We start from the raw sequence: 18,634 nt of genomic DNA, 5'->3' as shown, positions 1-18,634 counted from the left end.
TAGACAATGCCGCCCGGGGTGGCGGGCGGTTGCAGGAATGGGCTTGCCAGCGAAGAGGCCCCGGGGACCGCCTTCGCCGGCAAGCCGGCTCCTACCGCGTCTGGGTCAGTTGTCGTAGCCCAGGTTCGGTGCCAGCCAGCGTTCGCTCACGGCCAGGTCCTGGCCCTTGCGCTCGGTGTAGCTCTGGACCTGGTCCTGGTCGACCTTGCCCACGGCGAAGTACTGCGCCTGCGGGTGAGCGAAGTACCAGCCGCTGACGGCGGCCGCCGGGAACATGGCGAAATGCTCGGTAAGGAACACGCCGCTACGGCCGGCACGGCCTTCGCTGGCCTCGGGGTCAAGCAGGGCGAACAGGGTGCTCTTCTCGGTGTGGTCCGGGCAGGCCGGGTAGCCCGGGGCAGGGCGGATGCCGCTGTACTGCTCCTTGATCAGCGCCTCGTTGTCCAGTTGTTCGTCCTTGGCATAACCCCAGTACTCCTTGCGCACCTGCTGGTGCAGCCACTCGGCGCAGGCTTCGGCCAGGCGGTCGGCCAGGGCCTTGACCATGATCGAGTTGTAGTCGTCGCCGGCATCCTGGTAGGCCTTGGCCACTTCTTCGGCGCCGATTCCGGCGGTGGTGATGAAGCCGCCGACGTAGTCGGTGACGCCGCTGTCCTTGGGCGCGACGAAGTCGGCCAGGGAGAAGTTCGGCTTGCCATCGGTCTTGATGATCTGCTGACGCAGGTGGTGCAGGCGCGCCAGGGGCTGGCCGTCATCGCCGTAGACTTCCAGGTCGTCGTCCTGCACCTGGTTGGCCGGCCAGAAACCGAACACGGCGCGGGCGCTGATCAGCTTTTCGTTGATCAGCTTGTCGAGCATCTCCCGGGCGTCTTTGTACAGCGCGGTGGCAGCTTCGCCCACCACTTCGTCTTCGAGGATGCGCGGGAACTTGCCGGCCAGGTCCCAGGAGATGAAGAACGGCGTCCAGTCGATGTATTCGGCCAGCACCTTGAGGTCGATGTTGTCCAGCACCCGGGCGCCGGTGAAGGTCGGTTTGACCGGCTGGTAGCTGCTCCAGTCGAACTGCGGCTTCTTGGCGATGGCCGCCGGGTAGCTCAGGCGCTCGGTGCGGGCGCTGCGGTTGGCGGTGCGCTCGCGCACTTCCACGTATTCCTCGCGGGTCTTCTGCACGAAGCCGGCCTTGAGTTCCTTGGACAGCAATTGGGTGGCCACGCCCACCGCGCGGGAGGCGTCGGTGACGTAGACCACCGCGTCATTGCTGTATTTAGGCTCGATCTTCACCGCGGTGTGGGCCTTGGAGGTGGTGGCGCCACCGATCATCAGCGGCAGGTGGAAATCCTGGCGCTGCATCTCGCGGGCGACGTGGACCATCTCGTCCAGGGACGGGGTGATCAGCCCGGACAGGCCGATGATGTCGCACTTCTGCTCCTTGGCCACCTGGAGGATCTTCTCCGCCGGCACCATCACCCCGAGGTCGACGATGTCGTAGCCGTTGCAGCCCAGGACCACGCCGACGATGTTCTTGCCGATGTCGTGCACGTCGCCCTTGACCGTGGCCATGAGGATCTTGCCCTTGGCTTCCGGCTTGTCGCCTTTTTCCAGCTCGATGAAGGGAATCAGGTGGGCCACCGCCTGTTTCATTACCCGGGCGGATTTAACCACCTGGGGCAGGAACATCTTGCCGGCGCCGAACAGGTCGCCGACCACGTTCATGCCGGACATCAGCGGGCCTTCGATCACCTCGATCGGGCGGCTGAAGCTCTGGCGCGACTCTTCGGTGTCTTCGACGATATGGGTGGTGATGCCCTTGACCAGCGCGTGTTCCAGGCGCTTGTTGACTTCCCAGCCGCGCCATTCCTCGGTTTCCGCTTCCTTGACGCTACCGTCGCCCTTGAACTGGTCGGCGATGGCCAGCAGCGCGTCGGTGCCGTTGGGCGTGCGGTTGAGCACCACGTCTTCCACGGCGTCGCGCAGCTGTTGCGGAATCTGGTCGTAGATCTCCAGCTGGCCGGCGTTGACGATGCCCATGGTCAGGCCGTTGCGGATCGCGTACAGCAGGAACACCGAGTGGATCGCTTCACGCACCGGGTTGTTGCCGCGGAACGAGAACGACACGTTGGACACACCGCCGGAGCTCAGGGCATAGGGCAGCTCGTCGCGGATATAGGCGCAGGCGTTGATGAAATCAACGGCGTAGTTGTTGTGTTCCTCGATGCCGGTGGCTACGGCGAAGATGTTCGGGTCGAAGATGATGTCTTCCGGCGGGAAGCCCACTTCATTGACCAGGATGTCGTAGGAGCGCTTGCAGATTTCCTTCTTGCGCGCCTCGGTGTCGGCCTGGCCGACCTCGTCGAAGGCCATTACCACCACGGCGGCGCCGTAGCGCTTGCACAGTTTGGCGTGGTGAATGAACTGCTCGACGCCTTCCTTCATGCTGATGGAGTTGACGATGCCCTTGCCCTGGATGCACTTGAGGCCGGCTTCGATCACTTCCCACTTGGAGGAGTCGATCATGATCGGTACGCGGGAGATGTCCGGCTCGCCGGCGATCAGATTGAGGAAGGTCACCATGGCCTTCTTCGAATCCAGCATCCCTTCATCCATGTTGATGTCGATCACCTGGGCGCCGGCTTCCACCTGCTGCAGGGCGACTTCCAGGGCCTCGGTGTAGTTGTCCTCGCGGATCAGCCGGGCGAACTTGGCCGAGCCGGTGATGTTGGTGCGTTCACCGACGTTCACGAACAGCGAGCTGCGATCGATGGTGAAGGGCTCCAGGCCCGACAGGCGGCAGGCCTTGGGAATGTCCGGGATCTGTCGCGGGGCATAACCGGCCACGGCTTTGGCGATGGCGCCGATATGCCCCGGGGTGGTGCCGCAGCAGCCGCCGACGATATTCAGGAAGCCGCTCTGGGCGAATTCCTCGATGACCTTGGCGGTTTGTTCCGGCAGTTCGTCGTATTCGCCGAATTCGTTGGGCAGGCCGGCATTGGGGTGCGCCGAGACGTGGGTGCTGGCCTTGTTCGACAGCTCTTCCAGGTACGGGCGCAGTTCGCTGGCGCCCAGGGCGCAGTTCAGGCCCACCGAGATCGGCTTGGCGTGGGCCACGGAGTTCCAGAAGGCCTCGGTGGTCTGGCCCGACAGGGTACGACCGGAGGCATCGGTGATGGTCCCGGAAATCATGATCGGCAGCTCGACGCCCAGTTCTTCGAACACGCCCTGTACGGCGAAGATCGCCGCCTTGGCGTTCAAGGTGTCGAAGATGGTCTCGATCAGGATCAGGTCGGCACCGCCTTCGATCAGGCCCTTGGTGGCCTCGGTGTAGTTTTCCACCAGTTCATCGAAGGTGACGTTGCGGTAGCCGGGGTTGTTGACGTCGGGCGACAGCGAGCAGGTACGGCTGGTCGGTCCCAGGACGCCGGCGACGAAACGTGGCTTGTCCGGGGTCTCCTGGGTCTTGGCGTCGGCGATCTTGCGCGCCAGGCGTGCGCCCTCTACGTTTAATTCGTAGGCCAGTTCTTCCATGCCGTAATCGGCCATGGAAATGCGCGTGGCGTTGAAGGTGTTGGTTTCCAGGATGTCGGCGCCGGCATCCAGATAGGCTTTTTCGATGCCACCGATCACGTCCGGACGGGTGATCACCAACAGGTCGTTGTTGCCCTTGACGTCGCTGGGCCAGTCGGCGAAGCGCTTGCCACGGTAGTCATGTTCTTCGAGCTTGTAGCTCTGGATCATGGTGCCCATGCCGCCATCGAGAATCAGAATGCGCTCTTTGAGGGCTTGCTGGAGGGCGTGGAGGCGAGCACTGCGATCGGACATGAGAACTACCTGGTAAGGCCATTACGAAGGGCGGCGATCATAGCAAACCTGCATGGTTTTGCGGCATGCGTGGTTTTTGCATGAATATCGCTCATGTTGGTCGAGGAGTGAGACCGGTAGAATCGCGGCGTTTTTTTCTTTCGGGACCAGGGACATGCCGTTTCGTTTTATCGTCAGCAGCGCGCTGCTGCTTCTGAGTTCAGTGTGCCTGGCACAAGGTCCGGCGCCGGCGATTTCCTATACCCGCGACATCCAGCCGATCTTTACCGAGAAATGCGTGGCCTGTCATGCCTGTTACGACTCCGCCTGTCAGCTCAACCTGGGCAGTGGCGAAGGGGCCAGCCGCGGTGCTTCGAAGATTCCGGTGTACGACGGCGAGCGCAGCAAGGCCCAAGCGCCTACGCGGCTGTTCTATGACGCCACTGGCCAGCGTGCCTGGCAGCAGAAGGGCTTCTATTCGGTGCTTGACGCCCAGGGCAGCCAGGCGGCGCTGATGGCGCGCATGCTGGAACTGGGCCATCGCACCCCGCTGCAACCCAACGCCAAGTTGCCCAGCGAGATCGCCCTGGGCCTGAGCCGCGAGAACATGTGCCCGCAGCCGGCGGAGTTCGACGCCTATGCCGGGGCTCACCCCAAGGAAGGCATGCCCCTGGCGGTCACCGGCCTGACCGATCAGCAATACCTGACCCTGCAACGCTGGCTGGCCTCGGGCGCGCCCATCGACGAGCAAGGCCTGGCCCCCAGTGCCCGGGAAAGCCTGCAAGTGGCTCAGTGGGAAAACCTGCTCAACGCCCCTGGCGCCCGGGAGAGCCTGGTGGCGCGCTGGCTCTATGAACACTTGTTCCTCGCCCATCTCTATTTTGAAGGCGGCGAGCCGGGGCATTTCTTCCAGTGGGTGCGTTCCCGTACCCCCAGTGGCCAGCCCATCGACCTGATCAACACCCGTCGCCCCAACGACGACCCGGGCACCCAGGTGTACTACCGCCTGTGGCCGGTGCAAGGGGTGATCGTGCACAAGACCCATATCACCTACCCGCTGAGCGCGGCGAAGATGGCCCGGGTCAAGACCCTGTTCTACAGCGGCGACTGGCAGGTCACGGCCCTGCCGGGCTACGGGCCGGCGCGCCGGGCCAACCCGTTCGAGACCTTCGAGGCGATTCCGGCCAAGGCCCGCTACCAGTTCATGCTGGATAACGCCGAATACTTCGTGCGCACCTTTATCCGTGGCCCGGTGTGCCGCGGGCAGATCGCCACCGACGTGATTCGCGACAACTTCTGGGCGCTGTTCCAGGCCCCCGAACATGACCTGTACATCACCGACCCGGCCTATCGCGGCCAGGCCACGCCGTTGCTGGCCATGCCCGGGCAGAACGACGACGTCGGCAGCGTGCTCAGCCTGTGGCTGGCCTATCGCGACAAGCGCAACGAGTACGAGGCCCTGCGCCGCGATTCCTATGCCGATTCGCCGGCGCCCAGCTGGTCGACCCTGTGGGCCGGCAACGACAACGCGCTGCTGAGCATCTTCCGCCACTTCGACAGCGCCTCGGTGACCAAGGGCCTGATCGGCGAAGTGCCACAGACGATGTGGCTGTTCGACTACCCGCTGCTGGAGCGCACCTACTATCAATTGGCGGTGAACTTCGACGTGTTCGGCAACGTCTCCCACCAGGCCCAGACCCGGTTGTACTTCGACCTGATCCGCAATGGCGCGGAGCAGAACTTCCTGCGCCTGATGCCCGCCGGCACCCGCGAGGATTTCCTCGACGATTGGTACCAGAACAGCGGCAAGTTCAAGATGTGGCTGGATTACGAGTCCATCGACGACGACAAGCGCAGCGCGCTGAAGCTCGACCTCAAGGACCCGAAAAAGGACTTCGCCAACCAGTTGCTGGCCCGCTATGGCGACCTCAACGCCAAGCCGGATCCGATCAACCGCTGTGACAGCGCCTACTGCTCACGCCCGAACATCGACCCGGCGCTGCAGGATGCCGAGCAGGCCCTGAGCCGCCTGGCATCGCGCCCGGCGGCGGGCCTCAAGGTCATCGAACAGTTGCCGGAAGCGACCCTGCTGCGTGTCCAGACCGCCAGCGGCAAGCGCGAGTTCTACAGCATGCTGCGCAACCGCGCCCACAGTAACGTGGCCTTCATGCTCGGCGAGTCGCTGCGCTACCAGCCGGGGCTGGACACCCTGACCATATTCCCGGGGATTCTCAGCAGCTATCCGAACTTCATGTTCAACGTACCGGCCGGGCAAGTGCCGGAGTTCGTCGACGCCATGCAGGCGGCCCGGGACGCCGCCAGCTTCGAGAAGATCGTCGAGCGCTGGGGCATCCGCCGCAGCCATCCGCAGTTCTGGCAGTACTTCCATGACCAGACCCGCTACCTGCAGGAAACCGACCCGGTGGAAGCCGGGGTCCTGGACATGAACCGTTACGAAAACCTCTGACATAGAGCTGTCATCGCCCCCGGACTGCGCCTTGGCGCGGCCCGGGGACGCTCTATACCAAAGTCTATCCCGACAAAAATACTAGGACTTTGTCAGCGGCTTGGATTGGCGTAAACTGCGCCCACGTCTGCGAGGAACCACCATGAGCGCCATAACCATTACCGACGCCGCCCACGATTATCTGGCTGATCTGCTATCCAAGCAGAACACCCCGGGGATTGGCATCCGCATCTTCATCACCCAGCCAGGGACTCAGTACGCCGAGACCTGCATCGCCTATTGCAAGCCGGGCGAAGAGAAACCCGAAGACAAGGCCCTGGGCCTGAAAAGCTTCACCGCCTACATCGACGCCTTCAGCGAAGGTTTCCTCGATGATGCGGTGGTCGACTACGCCACCGACCGCATGGGCGGCCAGCTGACCATCAAGGCGCCCCACGCCAAGGTGCCGATGGTCAATGCCGACAGCCCGGTCAACGAGCGCATCAACTACTACCTGCAAACCGAGATCAACCCGGGGCTGGCCAGCCACGGCGGCCAGGTCAGCCTGATTGACGTGGTCGAGGACGGCATTGCCGTGTTGCAGTTCGGCGGCGGTTGCCAGGGCTGCGGCCAGGCCGACGTGACCTTGAAGGAAGGCATCGAGCGCACCCTGCTCGAGCGCATTCCGGAGCTCAAGGGCGTACGTGACGTCACCGACCACACGCAGAAAGAAAACGCCTACTACTAAGGCGTTCGCTGCGACTTGAAAAAACGGCGCCCCGTGAGCGCCGTTTTTTTATGCCCCCAAGCCAGCTCCTACAAAGCGTCCAGCGCGGCAACATAGGAACTCCCACCTCGTAGGAGCCGGCTTGCCGGCGAATGGGCCCTCAAGCCTTGCACGATGCCAAGATCGCCTTCGCTGGCAAGCCAGCTCCTACACAGGGTGTGTGTCAAGGGCGGTAGAGGTGTGCGTGCCCGGCGCGGTACAGCGACGATTCGCTGAATGCATCCGTGGCCAGCACCCGGCCCACCAGGATCAGTGCCGTGCGCCGAAAACCCTTGGCCGCCACCTGATCGACGATGTCCGCCAGGGTTCCCAGGGCCCAGTCCTGATCCGGCCAGGTGGCGCGGTGCACCACTGCAATCGGGCAGTCTGCGCCGTAGTGGGGCAGCAACTCGGCAACGATCTTCGATAGGTGATTGACCCCCAGGTGGATGGCCATGGTGGCGCCGTGGGCCGCCAGGCTGGCGAAATCCTCGCCGGCAGGCATCGCGGTCTTGTCCGCGTAGCGGGTAAGAATCACGCTTTGGGAGACGTCCGGCAGGGTCAGTTCGGCCCCCAGCAGGGCAGCGCAGGCGGCGGTGGCGGTGACCCCGGGGATGATCTCGAAGGGGATGCCCAGCTCCCGCAGGCAGCGGATCTGCTCGCCGATGGCGCCATACAGGCTCGGGTCGCCGGAATGCACCCGGGCCACGTCCTGGCCCCGGGCATGGGCCTGCTTGATGGCCTCGATGATCTGCTCCAGGTGCAGTTCGGCGCTATTGATCACCCGCTCCGCGCGGTGCCCGTCGAGCACTGCCTGGGGGACCAGGGAGCCGGCGTAGATGATCACCGGGCAACGATGGATCAGGCGCTGGCCCTTGACGGTGATCAGTTCCGGGTCGCCGGGGCCGGCGCCGATGAAATAGACAGTCATGGCTGTGTCCTGTGAAAAAAGGTCGGGAGCCGTGCTTCAGATGAAGATTGCTCATGATCGAAGGCGGGAATTATCGGGGATTCTACCGGGCGGCGACCAATGCCAGGGTGGCCTGGGCGTATTTTTGCCGGGGAACAAGCAGTGTGGCCGGGCCGGGTGACAGCTGTTCGGCCAGGGCCAGGGCGGCACTTTCGGCCACGCCGTAGCAGCCGGTACGTTCGAAGGCGATTTGCGAGCGGTGGCTCAGGCGCAGGGCAAAGGGGGCGAGCTGGCCGCTGCTGAAACAGGTCAGCGGCAGTTCCAGTTGCTCCGCCAGTTGCAGCAGGCCGGGTTCGTTGCGCTTGAGGTCGATGCTGGCCAGGGCCAGGACCTGCCGGGCCTGCCACTGGTGCGCCGCCAGGACCTGGTCGAGCAAGGCGCGCAGCGTGGTCACCGGGCAGCCTTTCTGGCAGCCCAGGCCGACCACCATGGTCGGCGCTGCGCTCACTTCGATCATGCCGAGTACTGGCCCGCGCTCTTGCGCCGGAACAACCAGGCGCTGATCAGCCCGAGGGCCAGCCAGAAGGCCGCATTGGTCAGCTGCGAGGCGATCTTGAATTGCGCTTCCAGTTCTTCCGGGGCCAGCATCGAATGCACTTCCGGCTGCGGCGCGCCGATCACGTGGGGTACGGCGATGATGGCCGCGCCCAGGATCTTCAGCAGCCAGTTGCGGGCGAACACGATCAGGGCAATGCCCACAGCGGTGGAGGCGGCGGTGCCGACCCACCAGATCTGCCGCTGTGCCAGGTCGGCTGCGGCGGTGCCCGGCAGTTCCGGCGGCAGGCCCAGGGTCGGCGCCAGGCAGAAGGTGGCATAGCCGGCCAGGCCCCAGAGCAGGCCCTGGGACGTGCGGTTCGGCGCGCGCAGGGTGTAGAGGCCGGCCAGCATCAGGGCGAAGCCCACGGCCACCACCAGGTTGCCTCCGGTGGTGGACAGCACGCGCTGCCAGCCGTCTTCCGGCTCCCAGGCTTCGGCATCGTGGCTGTGGGCGGCCATGGCGCCTTCGGCGTGCTCATGGACTTCGGCCGCGGGGGCCTTTTCATAGGTTTCCGCCTGCAGGATCAACGGGGCGACCCAGAAGCTTTGCAGCAGGGTCAGCAGCAGGGCGGCCAAGAGGCCGGTGAAACCTGCGGTTTGCGCGATACGCTTGATCATGTCGGCAGGTCTCAATGGCAAGGGAAGGCGGCGCTGTGGCGGGTGTCGTGAGCCGCGTTGTGCACCGCCTCGATGTGGGAGAAGCCGGCGAAGTACACCAGGCACGCGCCGAGGATCGAGGCGCCGATGGCGGCCACCAGGCGCTGGCTCAGGGTGGAGGTCGTGCTGGCGGAGTGGCTGGTGCTGCTGATGATCGACATGGCGCTTCCCTCTGGAGTGTCAGCGGGGTAGAGGCGCAGGAAAACCCCGCGTGATGGCCACGCAGGGTTTGCAACAGCGCCCGCCCACCGCGGGTTGTTATGTAAGTGTTGCGGGCCGGTCTCCGGGCTTGCGAGGGGCAGGGCTGTATCATGCCGTGCCAGCAAGTGTCGCCTTCCCATGCCTTGGCACAGTGGATCTGACACTTCGCTCGCTTACCGTTGCGGGGGCAGCACCGGACTGGCCACGGCTTTTTAGTTAAGCACGTGATTCACCGGTTTCCCGTTTCACCCTGTAAGGGGCACCCGTAACAAGGTGTGTAGGAGATCATGGGCGGGGCAGGGGCGTCAATTGCCGTGACCGCTGCGCAGGTGTGCGCCGCGCTCGTGCAAGGTTCAATGGCTCTTTCGCCGGCAAGCCGGCTGCTACGGGCGCATTGTCGATTGACCGTCCCCCTGGCTCTGCGTAGCCTTGCGCTTTCGAGGTTCTTCGGCCACGGGTCGAAGCTAAGAAGGGAACGCGGTCGATGCCGCGGCTGCCCCCGCAACTGTGAAGGGTTCGATTGCTGCAAGGCCACTGCATGGGCGTCGACGACGCCGGTGGGAAGGCGCAGCAATCGCCGGTCCGACGACTGGCAAGCCCTCAGCCAGGAGACCTGCCTCGATCCAAGATTCTCACTACAACCGGGCGGGGTGATCCGGTGGCGAAATCTCCGCGCGCCCGGCGTTGCGGTTCTCGTCCCGTTTGCCCGCCTCCTTTTGCCAAAGGGCATCCGATGAAAACACTGGCCAAACTTCCCGTCACCATCGTCACCGGCTTCCTTGGCTCGGGTAAGACCACCTTGCTCCGGCACATGCTGGACAACGCCCAGGGCCGGCGCATTGCGGTGATCGTCAACGAATTCGGCGAGCTGGGCATCGACGGCGAAATCCTCAAGCAATGCGCCATCGGCTGCACCGAGGAAGAGGCCAGCGGCCGAGTCTACGAGCTGGCCAACGGTTGCCTGTGCTGCACCGTGCAGGAGGAGTTCTTCCCGGTGATGCGCGAACTGGTGGCGCGCCGCGGCGACCTGGACCACATCCTCATCGAGACTTCCGGCCTGGCGCTGCCCAAGCCTCTGGTCCAGGCCTTCCAGTGGCCGGAAATCCGCAGTGCCTGCACCGTCGATGCGGTGATCACCGTGGTCGACAGCCCGGCCGTGGCCGCCGGCACCTTCGCCGCCTTCCCCGATCAAGTGGACGCCCAGCGCAAGCTCGACCCCAACCTGGACCACGAATCGCCGCTGCATGAGCTGTTCGCCGACCAGCTGTCCAGCGCAGACCTGGTGATCCTCAACAAGACCGACCTGATCAGCCCCGAAGACCTGGCCAAGGTGCGCCTGGAAGTGGCCGAGGAGCTGCCGCCGGCGGTCAAGGTCATCGAAGCCAGCAGCGGTCGCCTGCCCCTGGATGTGCTGCTGGGCCTGGGTGCCGGTTCCGAGGAACACATCGACGGCCGCCACAGCCACCACGACCATCACCATGACGGCGATGACGATCACGACGACCACGATCACGACGCCTTCGATTCCATCTCCATCGAGCTGCCCCAGGCCGACGAAAGCCTGCTGCTGGACGCCCTGACCCAACTGGTGGTCAAGCACGGCATCCTGCGGGTCAAGGGTTTCGCCGCCATCCCCAACAAGCCGATGCGCCTGCTGATCCAGGGCGTGGGCACGCGCTTCGACAAGCACTTCGACCGCAAGTGGGGCGCCGACGAGGCCCGTACCACGCGCCTGGTGCTGATCGGCCAGGAACTGGACGCCGCCCAGCTCGAAGCGCAACTGCGCGCCGCACTCAGCGTCTAAGCCATGCACCTGCTCAGGACCCAGCCCGGCGGTTTCGTGTCGGATGACAACATTGCCGACCTGGGACAAACCCCCGCCGAGCTGGTGATCCTGTGCAGCGGCGATTCCAGCCTGGCGCTGCTGGCGGACGCCGCCGAGCAATTGCCCGAGGACTACCCCAGCTTTCGCCTGGCCAATCCGATGCAGGTGCAGAACCACGCCTCGGTGGACCTGTATGTGGACCAGGTGCTGCGCCACGCCAAGGTCATCCTGATTTCCCTGCACGGTGGCATCGCCTACTGGCGCTACGGCGTCGAGCGGCTGGTGGAGCTGTCCCAGCGCGGGGTGCAGTTGATCCTGGTGCCGGGGGACGACCGCCCCGACCCGGAACTCGGCGACCTGAGCACCGTGGGCCCCATCGAGCGTGATCGCCTGTGGCAATACCTGCGCCAGGGCGGCCGCGATAACGCCTTGAACTTCTACCGCTGCCTGGCCAGCGGCCTGTTGGGGCGCGACTACCCCTGGAGCGAACCGCAGGCCCTGCCACGCACGGCGATCTACCACCCGCACAAAAGCCAGGCTGCCCTCAGTGACTGGCAGGCCGACTGGCAGCCGGGGCAAGCCGTGGCAGCGCTGCTGTTCTACCGCTCCCACCTGCAGGCGGCCAACACCGGCTTTATCGACCTGTTCTGCCAGCGCTTGCTGGCGGCGGGCCTCAACCCCTTGCCGATAGCGGTGGCCAGCCTCAAGGAACCGGGCTGCCTGAGCCAGGTGGAAGACTGGCTGGATGAAACCGCGGCCGGGGTGATCCTCAACACCACCGGCTTTGCCCAGTCCAGCCCCGAAGCCCCGCACCTGCGGCCGTTCCGCCGCAATATCCCGGTGATCCAGGCGATCTGCGCCCAGGACAACGAACCGGGCTGGCGTGACAGCGAGCAGGGCCTGGGGCCGCGGGACCTGGCCATGCACATCGCCTTGCCGGAACTGGACGGGCGCATCATCAGCCGGCCCATCAGCTTCAAGGACCTGGCCTGGCGCAGCGAGCGCAGCCAGTCGGACGTGGTCTGCTATCGCGGCCAGCCCGAACGCATGGATTTCGTCGCCGAACTGGCCCGGCGCTGGGTCGAACTGGGGCGCCTGGACAACGGCCACAAACGCGTGGCCCTGGTACTGGCCAACTACCCGACCCGGGACGGGCGCATCGGCAACGGCGTGGGCCTGGACACCCCGGCGGCGGCGCTGAACATCCTCAAGGCACTGCACGCCGAAGGCTATCCGCTGCCGGCCGAACTGCCGGCCAGCGGCACCGAGTTGATCCAGCAGTTGCTGGGCGGGGTCAGCAACGACCTGGACAGCCTCGACCAGCGCCCCTGCCAGCAAAGCCTGGCCATGGCCGACTACCTGACGCTGTTCCAGGCCCTGCCCGAAGCCAACCGCCAAGCGGTGCTGGCGCGCTGGGGCGCACCGCAGCAAGACCCGATGTTCCGCGACGGGCGGATGATGATCGCCGGCCTGCGCTTTGGCCTGACCTTCGTCGGTATCCAGCCGGCCCGGGGTTACCAGGTGGACCCCAGCGCGGTCTACCACGACCCGGACCTGGTGCCGCCCCATGGCTACCTGGCGTTCTACTTCTGGCTGCGCCAGGCCTACGGCGCCCACGCGCTGATCCATGTCGGCAAGCACGGCAACCTGGAATGGCTGCCGGGCAAGGGCGTGGGCCTTTCCGAGCAATGCTGGCCGGATGCGCTGCTGGGGCCGTTGCCGAACATCTATCCCTTTATCGTCAACGACCCGGGGGAGGGCGCCCAGGCCAAGCGCCGCACCCAGGCGGTGATCATCGATCACCTGATGCCGCCCCTGACCCGCGCCGAGACCTATGGCCCGCTGCGCAACCTGGAACTGCTGGCGGACGAATACTACGAAGCCCAGTTGCTGGACCCGCGCCGGGCCCGGGAGCTGCAGCGGGACATTCTCAAGCTGGTGCGCGAGACCCATATCGACCGCGAGCTGCAATTGGGCGAACAGCTCGACAGCGACGCCGACGCCGCGCTCTGGCTGCCGCGCCTGGACACCTACCTGTGCGACCTCAAGGAGTCGCAGATCCGCGATGGCCTGCACCTGTTCGGCGAGTCCCCCGAGGGGCGCTTGCGCATCGACACCCTGCTGGCCCTGCTACGCATTCCCCGGGGCGACGGCAAAGGCGCGCATGCCAGCCTGCTGCGGGCCCTGGCCAAGGCTTTCGGCCTGGGCTTCGACCCCCTGGACTGTGCCCTGTCCGAGCCCTGGACCGGGCGCCGCCCGCCCGTGCTGCAACAGTTGAGCGAGGCGCTGTGGCGCACCGCCGGTGACGTTCGCGAGCGCCTGGAGCTCTACGCCGCCGGGTTGATCGAAGCGGCGCTGCAAGGGCCCGTCCCACAGCTGGACCAACCCGGCTGGGAGCCGGTGCAGAGCATCATCGACGGCCTGCGCGAGGTGGTCGCACCGCGTCTGGACGCCTGCGGCCCGGCGGAAATGCGCGGCCTGCTGGACGCGCTGAACGGGCGTTTCGTGCCTGCCGGCCCCAGTGGCGCGCCAAGCCGCGGGCGCCTGGACGTGCTGCCCACCGGGCGCAACTTCTACTCGGTGGACGTGCGCAACCTGCCCACCACCACCGCCTGGCGCATCGGTTTCCAGTCGGCCAACCTGATTCTCGAACGCCACTTGCAGGACCACGGCGATCACCTGCTGCAATTGGGCCTGTCGGTCTGGGGCACCGCCACCATGCGCACCGGTGGCGACGACATCGCCCAGGCCATGGCCCTGATGGGGGTACGCCCGGTGTGGGCCACCGGCAGCCAGCGGGTCGATGACTTCGAGATCCTGCCCCTGAGCCTGCTGGACCGGCCGCGGGTCGACGTGACCCTGCGTGTTTCCGGGTTCTTCCGCGATGCCTTCGCCAACCTGATCCGCCTGTTCGATGCGGCGGTGCAGGCGGTAGCGGCTCTCGATGAACCCGAGGACTTGAACCCGCTGGCGGCCAGGGTGCGTGCCGAGCGCGCGGCCCTGGAGGCGTCGGGGCTGGATGCCGACGCCGCCGCGCGCCAGGCCGGTTGGCGGATCTTCGGTGCCAAGCCGGGGGCCTATGGCGCCGGGGTCCAGGGCGCCATCGACGGCCGCCTGTGGCAGAGCCGCGAGGACCTGGCAGAGGTCTACCTGAACTGGGGTGGCTACGCCTATGGTGGCAGCGACGAAGGCACTGCCGCCCGCGAGCAGTTCGCCACCCGCCTGAGCCGGGTGCAGGCGGTGCTGCAGAACCAGGACAACCGCGAGCACGACCTGCTGGACTCCAACGACTACTACCAGTTCCAGGGCGGCATGCTGGCGGCGGTGGAAAGCCTCAGCGGCAACCAGGCCGCCAGCTACCACGGCGACCACAGCCAGCCGGACCTGCCGAAGATCCGTACCCTCAAGGAAGAACTGAACCGGGTCATCCGTTCCCGGGCGGCCAACCCGAAGTGGATCGAAGGGGTCAAGCGCCATGGCTACAAGGGCGCCTTCGAAATGGCCGCGACCCTGGACAACCTGTTCGCCTTCGACGCCACCACCGAACTGATCGACGATCACCAGTACGCCTTGCTGGCCGATGCCTATCTGCTCGATGGCTCGACCCGCGAGTTCGTCCGTCAGCATAATCCCCACGCCCTGCGGGACATGACCGAGCGCCTGCTGGAAGCTCAGCAGCGTGGCCTGTGGCAAGAGCCTGGCGATTATCGTGAAGCCCTGGAACACCTGCTGCTGGATATAGAAGAAGATTCCTGAGGCGGCGAGTGCTGCGCACTCGATCGCCAGCAAGCTCGCTCCTACAGGGCTGGCATTGCCGTTGTAGGAGCGAGCTTGCTCGCGAAAGCGTCCTGCGGACACCCCCCGACCCAAGCGAGACCCTGACATGAGCGACACCCCACATTTCCCGCTGTCCGCCGTGGTCGGCGCCGAAGCACTGAAACTGGCCCTGTGCCTGACCGCCATCGACCCGAAGATCGGCGGCGTGCTGATCGAAGGCCCACGGGGCATGGCCAAGTCGACCCTGGCCCGGGGCCTGGCGGACCTGTTGGCCAGCGGGCAGTTCGTCACCTTGCCCCTGGGCGCCACCGAAGAGCGTCTGGTGGGCACCCTGGACCTGGACGCCGCCCTGGGCCACGGCCGGGCGCAATTTTCTCCGGGGGTACTGGCCAAGGCCGACGGCGGCGTGCTCTACGTCGATGAAGTCAACCTGCTGCCTGACCACTTGGTGGACCTGTTGCTGGACGTGGCCGCCAGCGGCACCAACCTGATCGAGCGCGACGGTATTTCCCACCGCCATTCGGCGAAGTTCGTGCTGATCGGCACCATGAACCCGGAGGAGGGCGAACTGCGTCCGCAACTGCTGGACCGTTTTGGCCTCAACGTCGCCCTCAGCGGCCAGCCCGCGCCCCAGGAGCGCGGGCAGATCATTCGCCGCCGCCTGGATTTCGACAGCGATCCCCAGGGCTTCTGCGCCCAGTGGGCCGAACCCCAGGCGGCATTGCGCGAGCGCTGCCAACAGGCGCGGGCCGCGCTGGCCAGCATCCCGCTGGACGACCAGGCCCTGGCGCTGATTACCGAGCGCTGCTTTGCTGCTGCCGTGGACGGCCTGCGCGCCGACCTGGTCTGGCTGCGCGCGGCCCGCGCCCATGCCGCCTGGCGTGGCGCCCCGGCGATTGCCGAGGAGGATATCGATGCCGTGGCCGAGTTCGCCTTGCGCCACCGGCGGCGGGAGACACCGCCCAGCGCGCCACAGTCCGGGCAAAGCCCCCAGGCACCGGCGCCAGCCAACGCCAACCCCAGCGAAGGCCAGGGCCAATGGGGCGAAATGCCGGCCCAGGCCCTGCCCACCGGCGCCCGTCGTGAAGTGCCCAGCTGGCCAAAAAAGCCCTAGGCATCCGCCCCCGCACTGACCGGGGGGCGGATGCCAAGCCCCGGGCGGGGCACCTGGATCACGGCCGGCAAGGCAAAAGCCGCGAGGCCAGCGCCGGTTCGGTCAACTGGCCCGGCACCTTGCTCAAAGGCCGTCCACGGTTGCGTGCAGACCTGCTGTTTCGCTTGCGCAGCCGCTCGCCCCATGAGCTGTGGCTGGTGATAGTCGACGCGTCGGCCTCGACCCGCCGGCACAGCGCCCTGAGCGATGCCAAGGGCCTGCTGGCGCAACTGTTCGACGACGCCTACCGCCAGCGTGCACGCCTGGCCCTGCTCACTGCCAGCGGCCGTGCGCCGAGCTGGCAGGTCCAGGGCCTGAAGGCCTCCAGGGACCTGCGGCACTGGCTCGACGGCCTGGGTGCCGGCGGCGGCACGCCCTTGCCCCAAGCCCTGAACGAAGCGGCCCAGTGGCTGGAACAACGCCAACGGCGCCTGCCGGCGGAGCAGCAGCGCGTGCTGCTGATCACCGATGGCCGGCTGAAGAACCTGCCACCACCCAGGCCCCTGAACTGCCCGACCTTGCTGCTCGACATCGAACGAGGCCCGATCCGCCTGGGCCGCGCCCGCGAACTGGCGACTCTCCTCAACGCTGTCTACCAGCATATCGACTGACTACCTCCCCGACACACCGCACATCCCCCGTAGGAGCTGGCTTGCCAGCGAAAGCGTCCGGCCTGGCGGTGCAAGTCACAAGGGCCTCTTCGCCGGCAAGCCGGCTCCTACAGGGATTTGCCTTGGCATGCCGGAGCGGGAAGCGGCTACGCTTTGCGCTGTCTTTCACAGGAGTGACTTCATGCGGGTACTGGTGCGTAACGACAAGGACGATTTCCGGGTCAAGGCCTATGCCGGAACCAACGGGGTGCTGCTGGCCATGGACCTGGATGCGTCGCGGCGCCAGGGCCTGTTGGGTTTTGCCATCGAAAAACAGACCGGCAGCAAGCCCTGGCTGTTTCTGTTCAACAGCCTGACTTTCCCCGGCAAGGCCCATACCTTCCCCCAATACAACGCCACCCCCAGCGATCAGGCGCCCCTGCAGAAATTCCGCTGGGCCGACTACGCGGTCAACCCCGGCGCCACCCTCAACTACCGGGTGCACCTGGCCTATGGCAGCCCGGACGCGCCGCAACTGGGCGAGTCCCTGCAGTTGAGCATCACCGCCGACAACGGCCAGCCTCCCGGCCAGCGGGTGATCTTCAACCGTACGGTGGCTGCCAGCCAGGCGTTCTCGCGCAAGTTTCCCGAGCTCGATGCGTTGCTCAGTGCCAACAAGAACCTGCCCATCGAAAAGTGGCCGGACGCGCCCCGCCAGTGGCTGGAAAACGGCCTGCTGGAGGCGCTGCTGGGGTTCATTCAGCGCGCCACGGACGCCAGCTGGAGCCTGGACATCGCCATCTACGAGTACCAGTTGCAGGCGATCATCGATGCCGTCAATGCGGCCTTCGACCGCGGCGTACAGGTGCGGGTGCTGTACCACGCCGCCCCCGGCGATGCCGACACCACGATGAACCAGGCCAGCCTGCAGCACCTGCCCGAGGCCAATAAGTGCGGGCGGGTGACCCACGCGATCTTCCACGACAAGTTCATCGTCCTCGGCCGCCTCGACGCCGCCGGCCAGCGCCAGCCGCAATCGGTGCTGTGCGGCAGCACCAACTTCACCGCCAATGGTGTCTACCGTCAGGCCAACGTGTTGCACAGCCTCGACCACGTGGACATCGCCACGCGCTACCTGGAGGTGTTCGAACAGGTCTGGGCGACGCCGGCGGATGTCGGCGCCACGCGCACCTGGCTGACCCGGAACAACCCGATGCAGCCGCAGGCGTCGCTGTTCGCCGGGTTTTCCCCGCGCAGCGGCCAGGGCGACCTCGCGGAGTTCGTCGATATCATCAACGGCGCCCGCCGCGACCTGCTGTTCGTCACCGCCTTCGCCTTGCCCGACAGCATTCTCGATGCCTTGCTCGGCCAGCCCCACGACGATGTGTTGCGCTACGGCCTGCAGAACACCGCCAGTCGCATCACCGGTTTTCACGCCGACCGCACAGCCGAGTTCGCCGCCACCGCCTTGCTCAACAATGGCCTGGAGGGCTGGCTCAAGGAGGGGCTCAAAGGCCAGAAGGGCAACCTGCTGGTGCACACCAAGGCCATCGTCACCGACTTCACCAGCGAGGCGCCGGTGATCATCAGCGGCAGTCACAACCTCAGCGTCGGCGCGAGCCAGAGCAATGACGAGAACTTCCTGATCATCCGCGGCGACATCGACCTGGCGGACCGCTACGGCCTGGAGCTGCTGCGGTTCTACGAACACTACCGCTTCCGCTACTTCGCCAGGCAACTGGCCCTCAAGCAGGTCCAGCCCCTGGCGGTGGACGACAGCTGGAGCAACGCCTACTACCTGGAAGGGGATCTGCGCCAGCTGTCGCGGCTGCGTTTTTCCGGGCGCTGACCGGGGCTGCGAGCAGCCGCCACAAGGTTGGACAGGGCGCGCCCGACTGGGTAGTTTTCACGGACCGC

12 protein-coding genes and 2 riboswitches are annotated in these 18,634 nt (G+C 65.9%); of the genes, 7 read left to right on the top strand and 5 right to left on the bottom strand.

Annotated elements, in window-relative coordinates; translation table 11 throughout:
* Positions 1 to 105 precede the first annotated feature (105 nt).
* A complete protein-coding gene (gene metH / locus A9971_RS04670; RefSeq protein WP_053152492.1) occupies positions 106 to 3,816 on the bottom strand; it encodes a methionine synthase in 3,711 nt (1,236 codons plus the stop codon).
* Positions 3,817 to 3,970: 154 nt separating this feature from the next.
* On the opposite strand from metH, the gene A9971_RS04665 reads away from it, so the two are divergent.
* Complete coding sequence (locus A9971_RS04665) at positions 3,971 to 6,262, top strand: fatty acid cis/trans isomerase (RefSeq protein ID WP_053152490.1); 2,292 nt, start codon at positions 3,971 to 3,973, stop codon at positions 6,260 to 6,262.
* A 142-nt stretch (positions 6,263 to 6,404) separates the two neighbouring features.
* Positions 6,405 to 6,989, top strand: a complete 585-nt coding sequence (gene nfuA, locus A9971_RS04660) for a Fe-S biogenesis protein NfuA (protein WP_183001485.1) — start codon at positions 6,405 to 6,407, stop codon at positions 6,987 to 6,989.
* 202 nt (positions 6,990 to 7,191) lie between these two features.
* Here nfuA and cobM read toward each other — a convergent pair whose 3' ends face one another.
* The 4 genes from cobM to A9971_RS04640 form a co-directional block, all read right to left on the bottom strand.
* Positions 7,192 to 7,938, bottom strand: a complete 747-nt coding sequence (gene cobM / locus A9971_RS04655) for a precorrin-4 C(11)-methyltransferase (RefSeq protein WP_019094335.1) — start codon at positions 7,936 to 7,938, stop codon at positions 7,192 to 7,194.
* An 82-nt stretch (positions 7,939 to 8,020) separates the two neighbouring features.
* Entirely contained in the window at positions 8,021 to 8,434 is a 414-nt protein-coding gene (locus A9971_RS04650; RefSeq protein ID WP_077934429.1) for a cobalamin biosynthesis protein, read from the bottom strand.
* Positions 8,431 to 9,132 (bottom strand): CbtA family protein, encoded by a 702-nt coding sequence (locus A9971_RS04645; RefSeq protein ID WP_019094336.1) that lies wholly within the window; start codon positions 9,130 to 9,132, stop codon positions 8,431 to 8,433. Before A9971_RS04645 ends, A9971_RS04650 begins: the two co-directional genes overlap by 4 nt.
* Before the next feature lie 11 nt (positions 9,133 to 9,143).
* The gene (locus A9971_RS04640; protein ID WP_011061932.1) at positions 9,144 to 9,332 is read right to left on the bottom strand and encodes a CbtB-domain containing protein; all 189 of its coding nucleotides are present in this window, start codon (positions 9,330 to 9,332) and stop codon (positions 9,144 to 9,146) included.
* Between the two features lie 95 nt (positions 9,333 to 9,427).
* Positions 9,428 to 9,654: riboswitch (cobalamin riboswitch) on the bottom strand.
* A 141-nt stretch (positions 9,655 to 9,795) separates the two neighbouring features.
* Positions 9,796 to 10,008, top strand: a riboswitch (cobalamin riboswitch).
* A gap of 97 nt (positions 10,009 to 10,105) precedes the next feature.
* Here A9971_RS04640 and cobW point away from each other — a divergent pair.
* From cobW to A9971_RS04615, 5 genes are all read left to right on the top strand, one after another.
* Positions 10,106 to 11,176, top strand: a complete 1,071-nt coding sequence (gene cobW / locus A9971_RS04635) for a cobalamin biosynthesis protein CobW (RefSeq protein WP_011061931.1) — start codon at positions 10,106 to 10,108, stop codon at positions 11,174 to 11,176.
* Between the two features lie 3 nt (positions 11,177 to 11,179).
* A complete protein-coding gene (gene cobN, locus A9971_RS04630; protein WP_077934428.1) occupies positions 11,180 to 14,953 on the top strand; it encodes a cobaltochelatase subunit CobN in 3,774 nt (1,257 codons plus the stop codon).
* 127 nt (positions 14,954 to 15,080) lie between these two features.
* Positions 15,081 to 16,088: an ATP-binding protein gene (locus A9971_RS04625; protein WP_123472707.1), complete on the top strand. Its 1,008-nt coding sequence runs from the start codon at positions 15,081 to 15,083 to the stop codon at positions 16,086 to 16,088.
* Between the two features lie 53 nt (positions 16,089 to 16,141).
* A complete protein-coding gene (locus A9971_RS04620) occupies positions 16,142 to 16,738 on the top strand; it encodes a VWA domain-containing protein (RefSeq protein ID WP_026020114.1) in 597 nt (198 codons plus the stop codon).
* A gap of 181 nt (positions 16,739 to 16,919) precedes the next feature.
* Positions 16,920 to 18,566, top strand: a complete 1,647-nt coding sequence (locus A9971_RS04615; RefSeq protein ID WP_183001484.1) for a phospholipase D-like domain-containing protein — start codon at positions 16,920 to 16,922, stop codon at positions 18,564 to 18,566.
* Positions 18,567 to 18,634 lie beyond the last annotated feature (68 nt).

Origin of the sequence: Pseudomonas sp. UME65 (assembly GCF_014170225.1) — a bacterium.
Taxonomy (GTDB): domain Bacteria; phylum Pseudomonadota; class Gammaproteobacteria; order Pseudomonadales; family Pseudomonadaceae; genus Aquipseudomonas; species Aquipseudomonas protegens.
Note: the sequence above shows the minus strand (reverse complement) of the source record. Positions and strands in the feature narration are given on the sequence as shown.

What these genes read in the sequence shown, in the direction of transcription:
- cobN (WP_077934428.1), top strand. Translation starts at nt 11,180, where the DNA reads ATGCACCTGCTCAGGACCCAGCCCGGCGGTTTCGTGTCGGATGACAAC.
- A9971_RS04645 (WP_019094336.1), bottom strand. Translation starts at nt 9,132, where the DNA reads ATGATCAAGCGTATCGCGCAAACCGCAGGTTTCACCGGCCTCTTGGCC.
- metH (WP_053152492.1), bottom strand. Translation starts at nt 3,816, where the DNA reads ATGTCCGATCGCAGTGCTCGCCTCCACGCCCTCCAGCAAGCCCTCAAA.
- A9971_RS04615 (WP_183001484.1), top strand. Translation starts at nt 16,920, where the DNA reads ATGCGGGTACTGGTGCGTAACGACAAGGACGATTTCCGGGTCAAGGCC.
- cobW (WP_011061931.1), top strand. Translation starts at nt 10,106, where the DNA reads ATGAAAACACTGGCCAAACTTCCCGTCACCATCGTCACCGGCTTCCTT.
- nfuA (WP_183001485.1), top strand. Translation starts at nt 6,405, where the DNA reads ATGAGCGCCATAACCATTACCGACGCCGCCCACGATTATCTGGCTGAT.
- A9971_RS04640 (WP_011061932.1), bottom strand. Translation starts at nt 9,332, where the DNA reads ATGTCGATCATCAGCAGCACCAGCCACTCCGCCAGCACGACCTCCACC.
- cobM (WP_019094335.1), bottom strand. Translation starts at nt 7,938, where the DNA reads ATGACTGTCTATTTCATCGGCGCCGGCCCCGGCGACCCGGAACTGATC.
- A9971_RS04665 (WP_053152490.1), top strand. Translation starts at nt 3,971, where the DNA reads ATGCCGTTTCGTTTTATCGTCAGCAGCGCGCTGCTGCTTCTGAGTTCA.
- A9971_RS04650 (WP_077934429.1), bottom strand. Translation starts at nt 8,434, where the DNA reads ATGATCGAAGTGAGCGCAGCGCCGACCATGGTGGTCGGCCTGGGCTGC.
- A9971_RS04625 (WP_123472707.1), top strand. Translation starts at nt 15,081, where the DNA reads ATGAGCGACACCCCACATTTCCCGCTGTCCGCCGTGGTCGGCGCCGAA.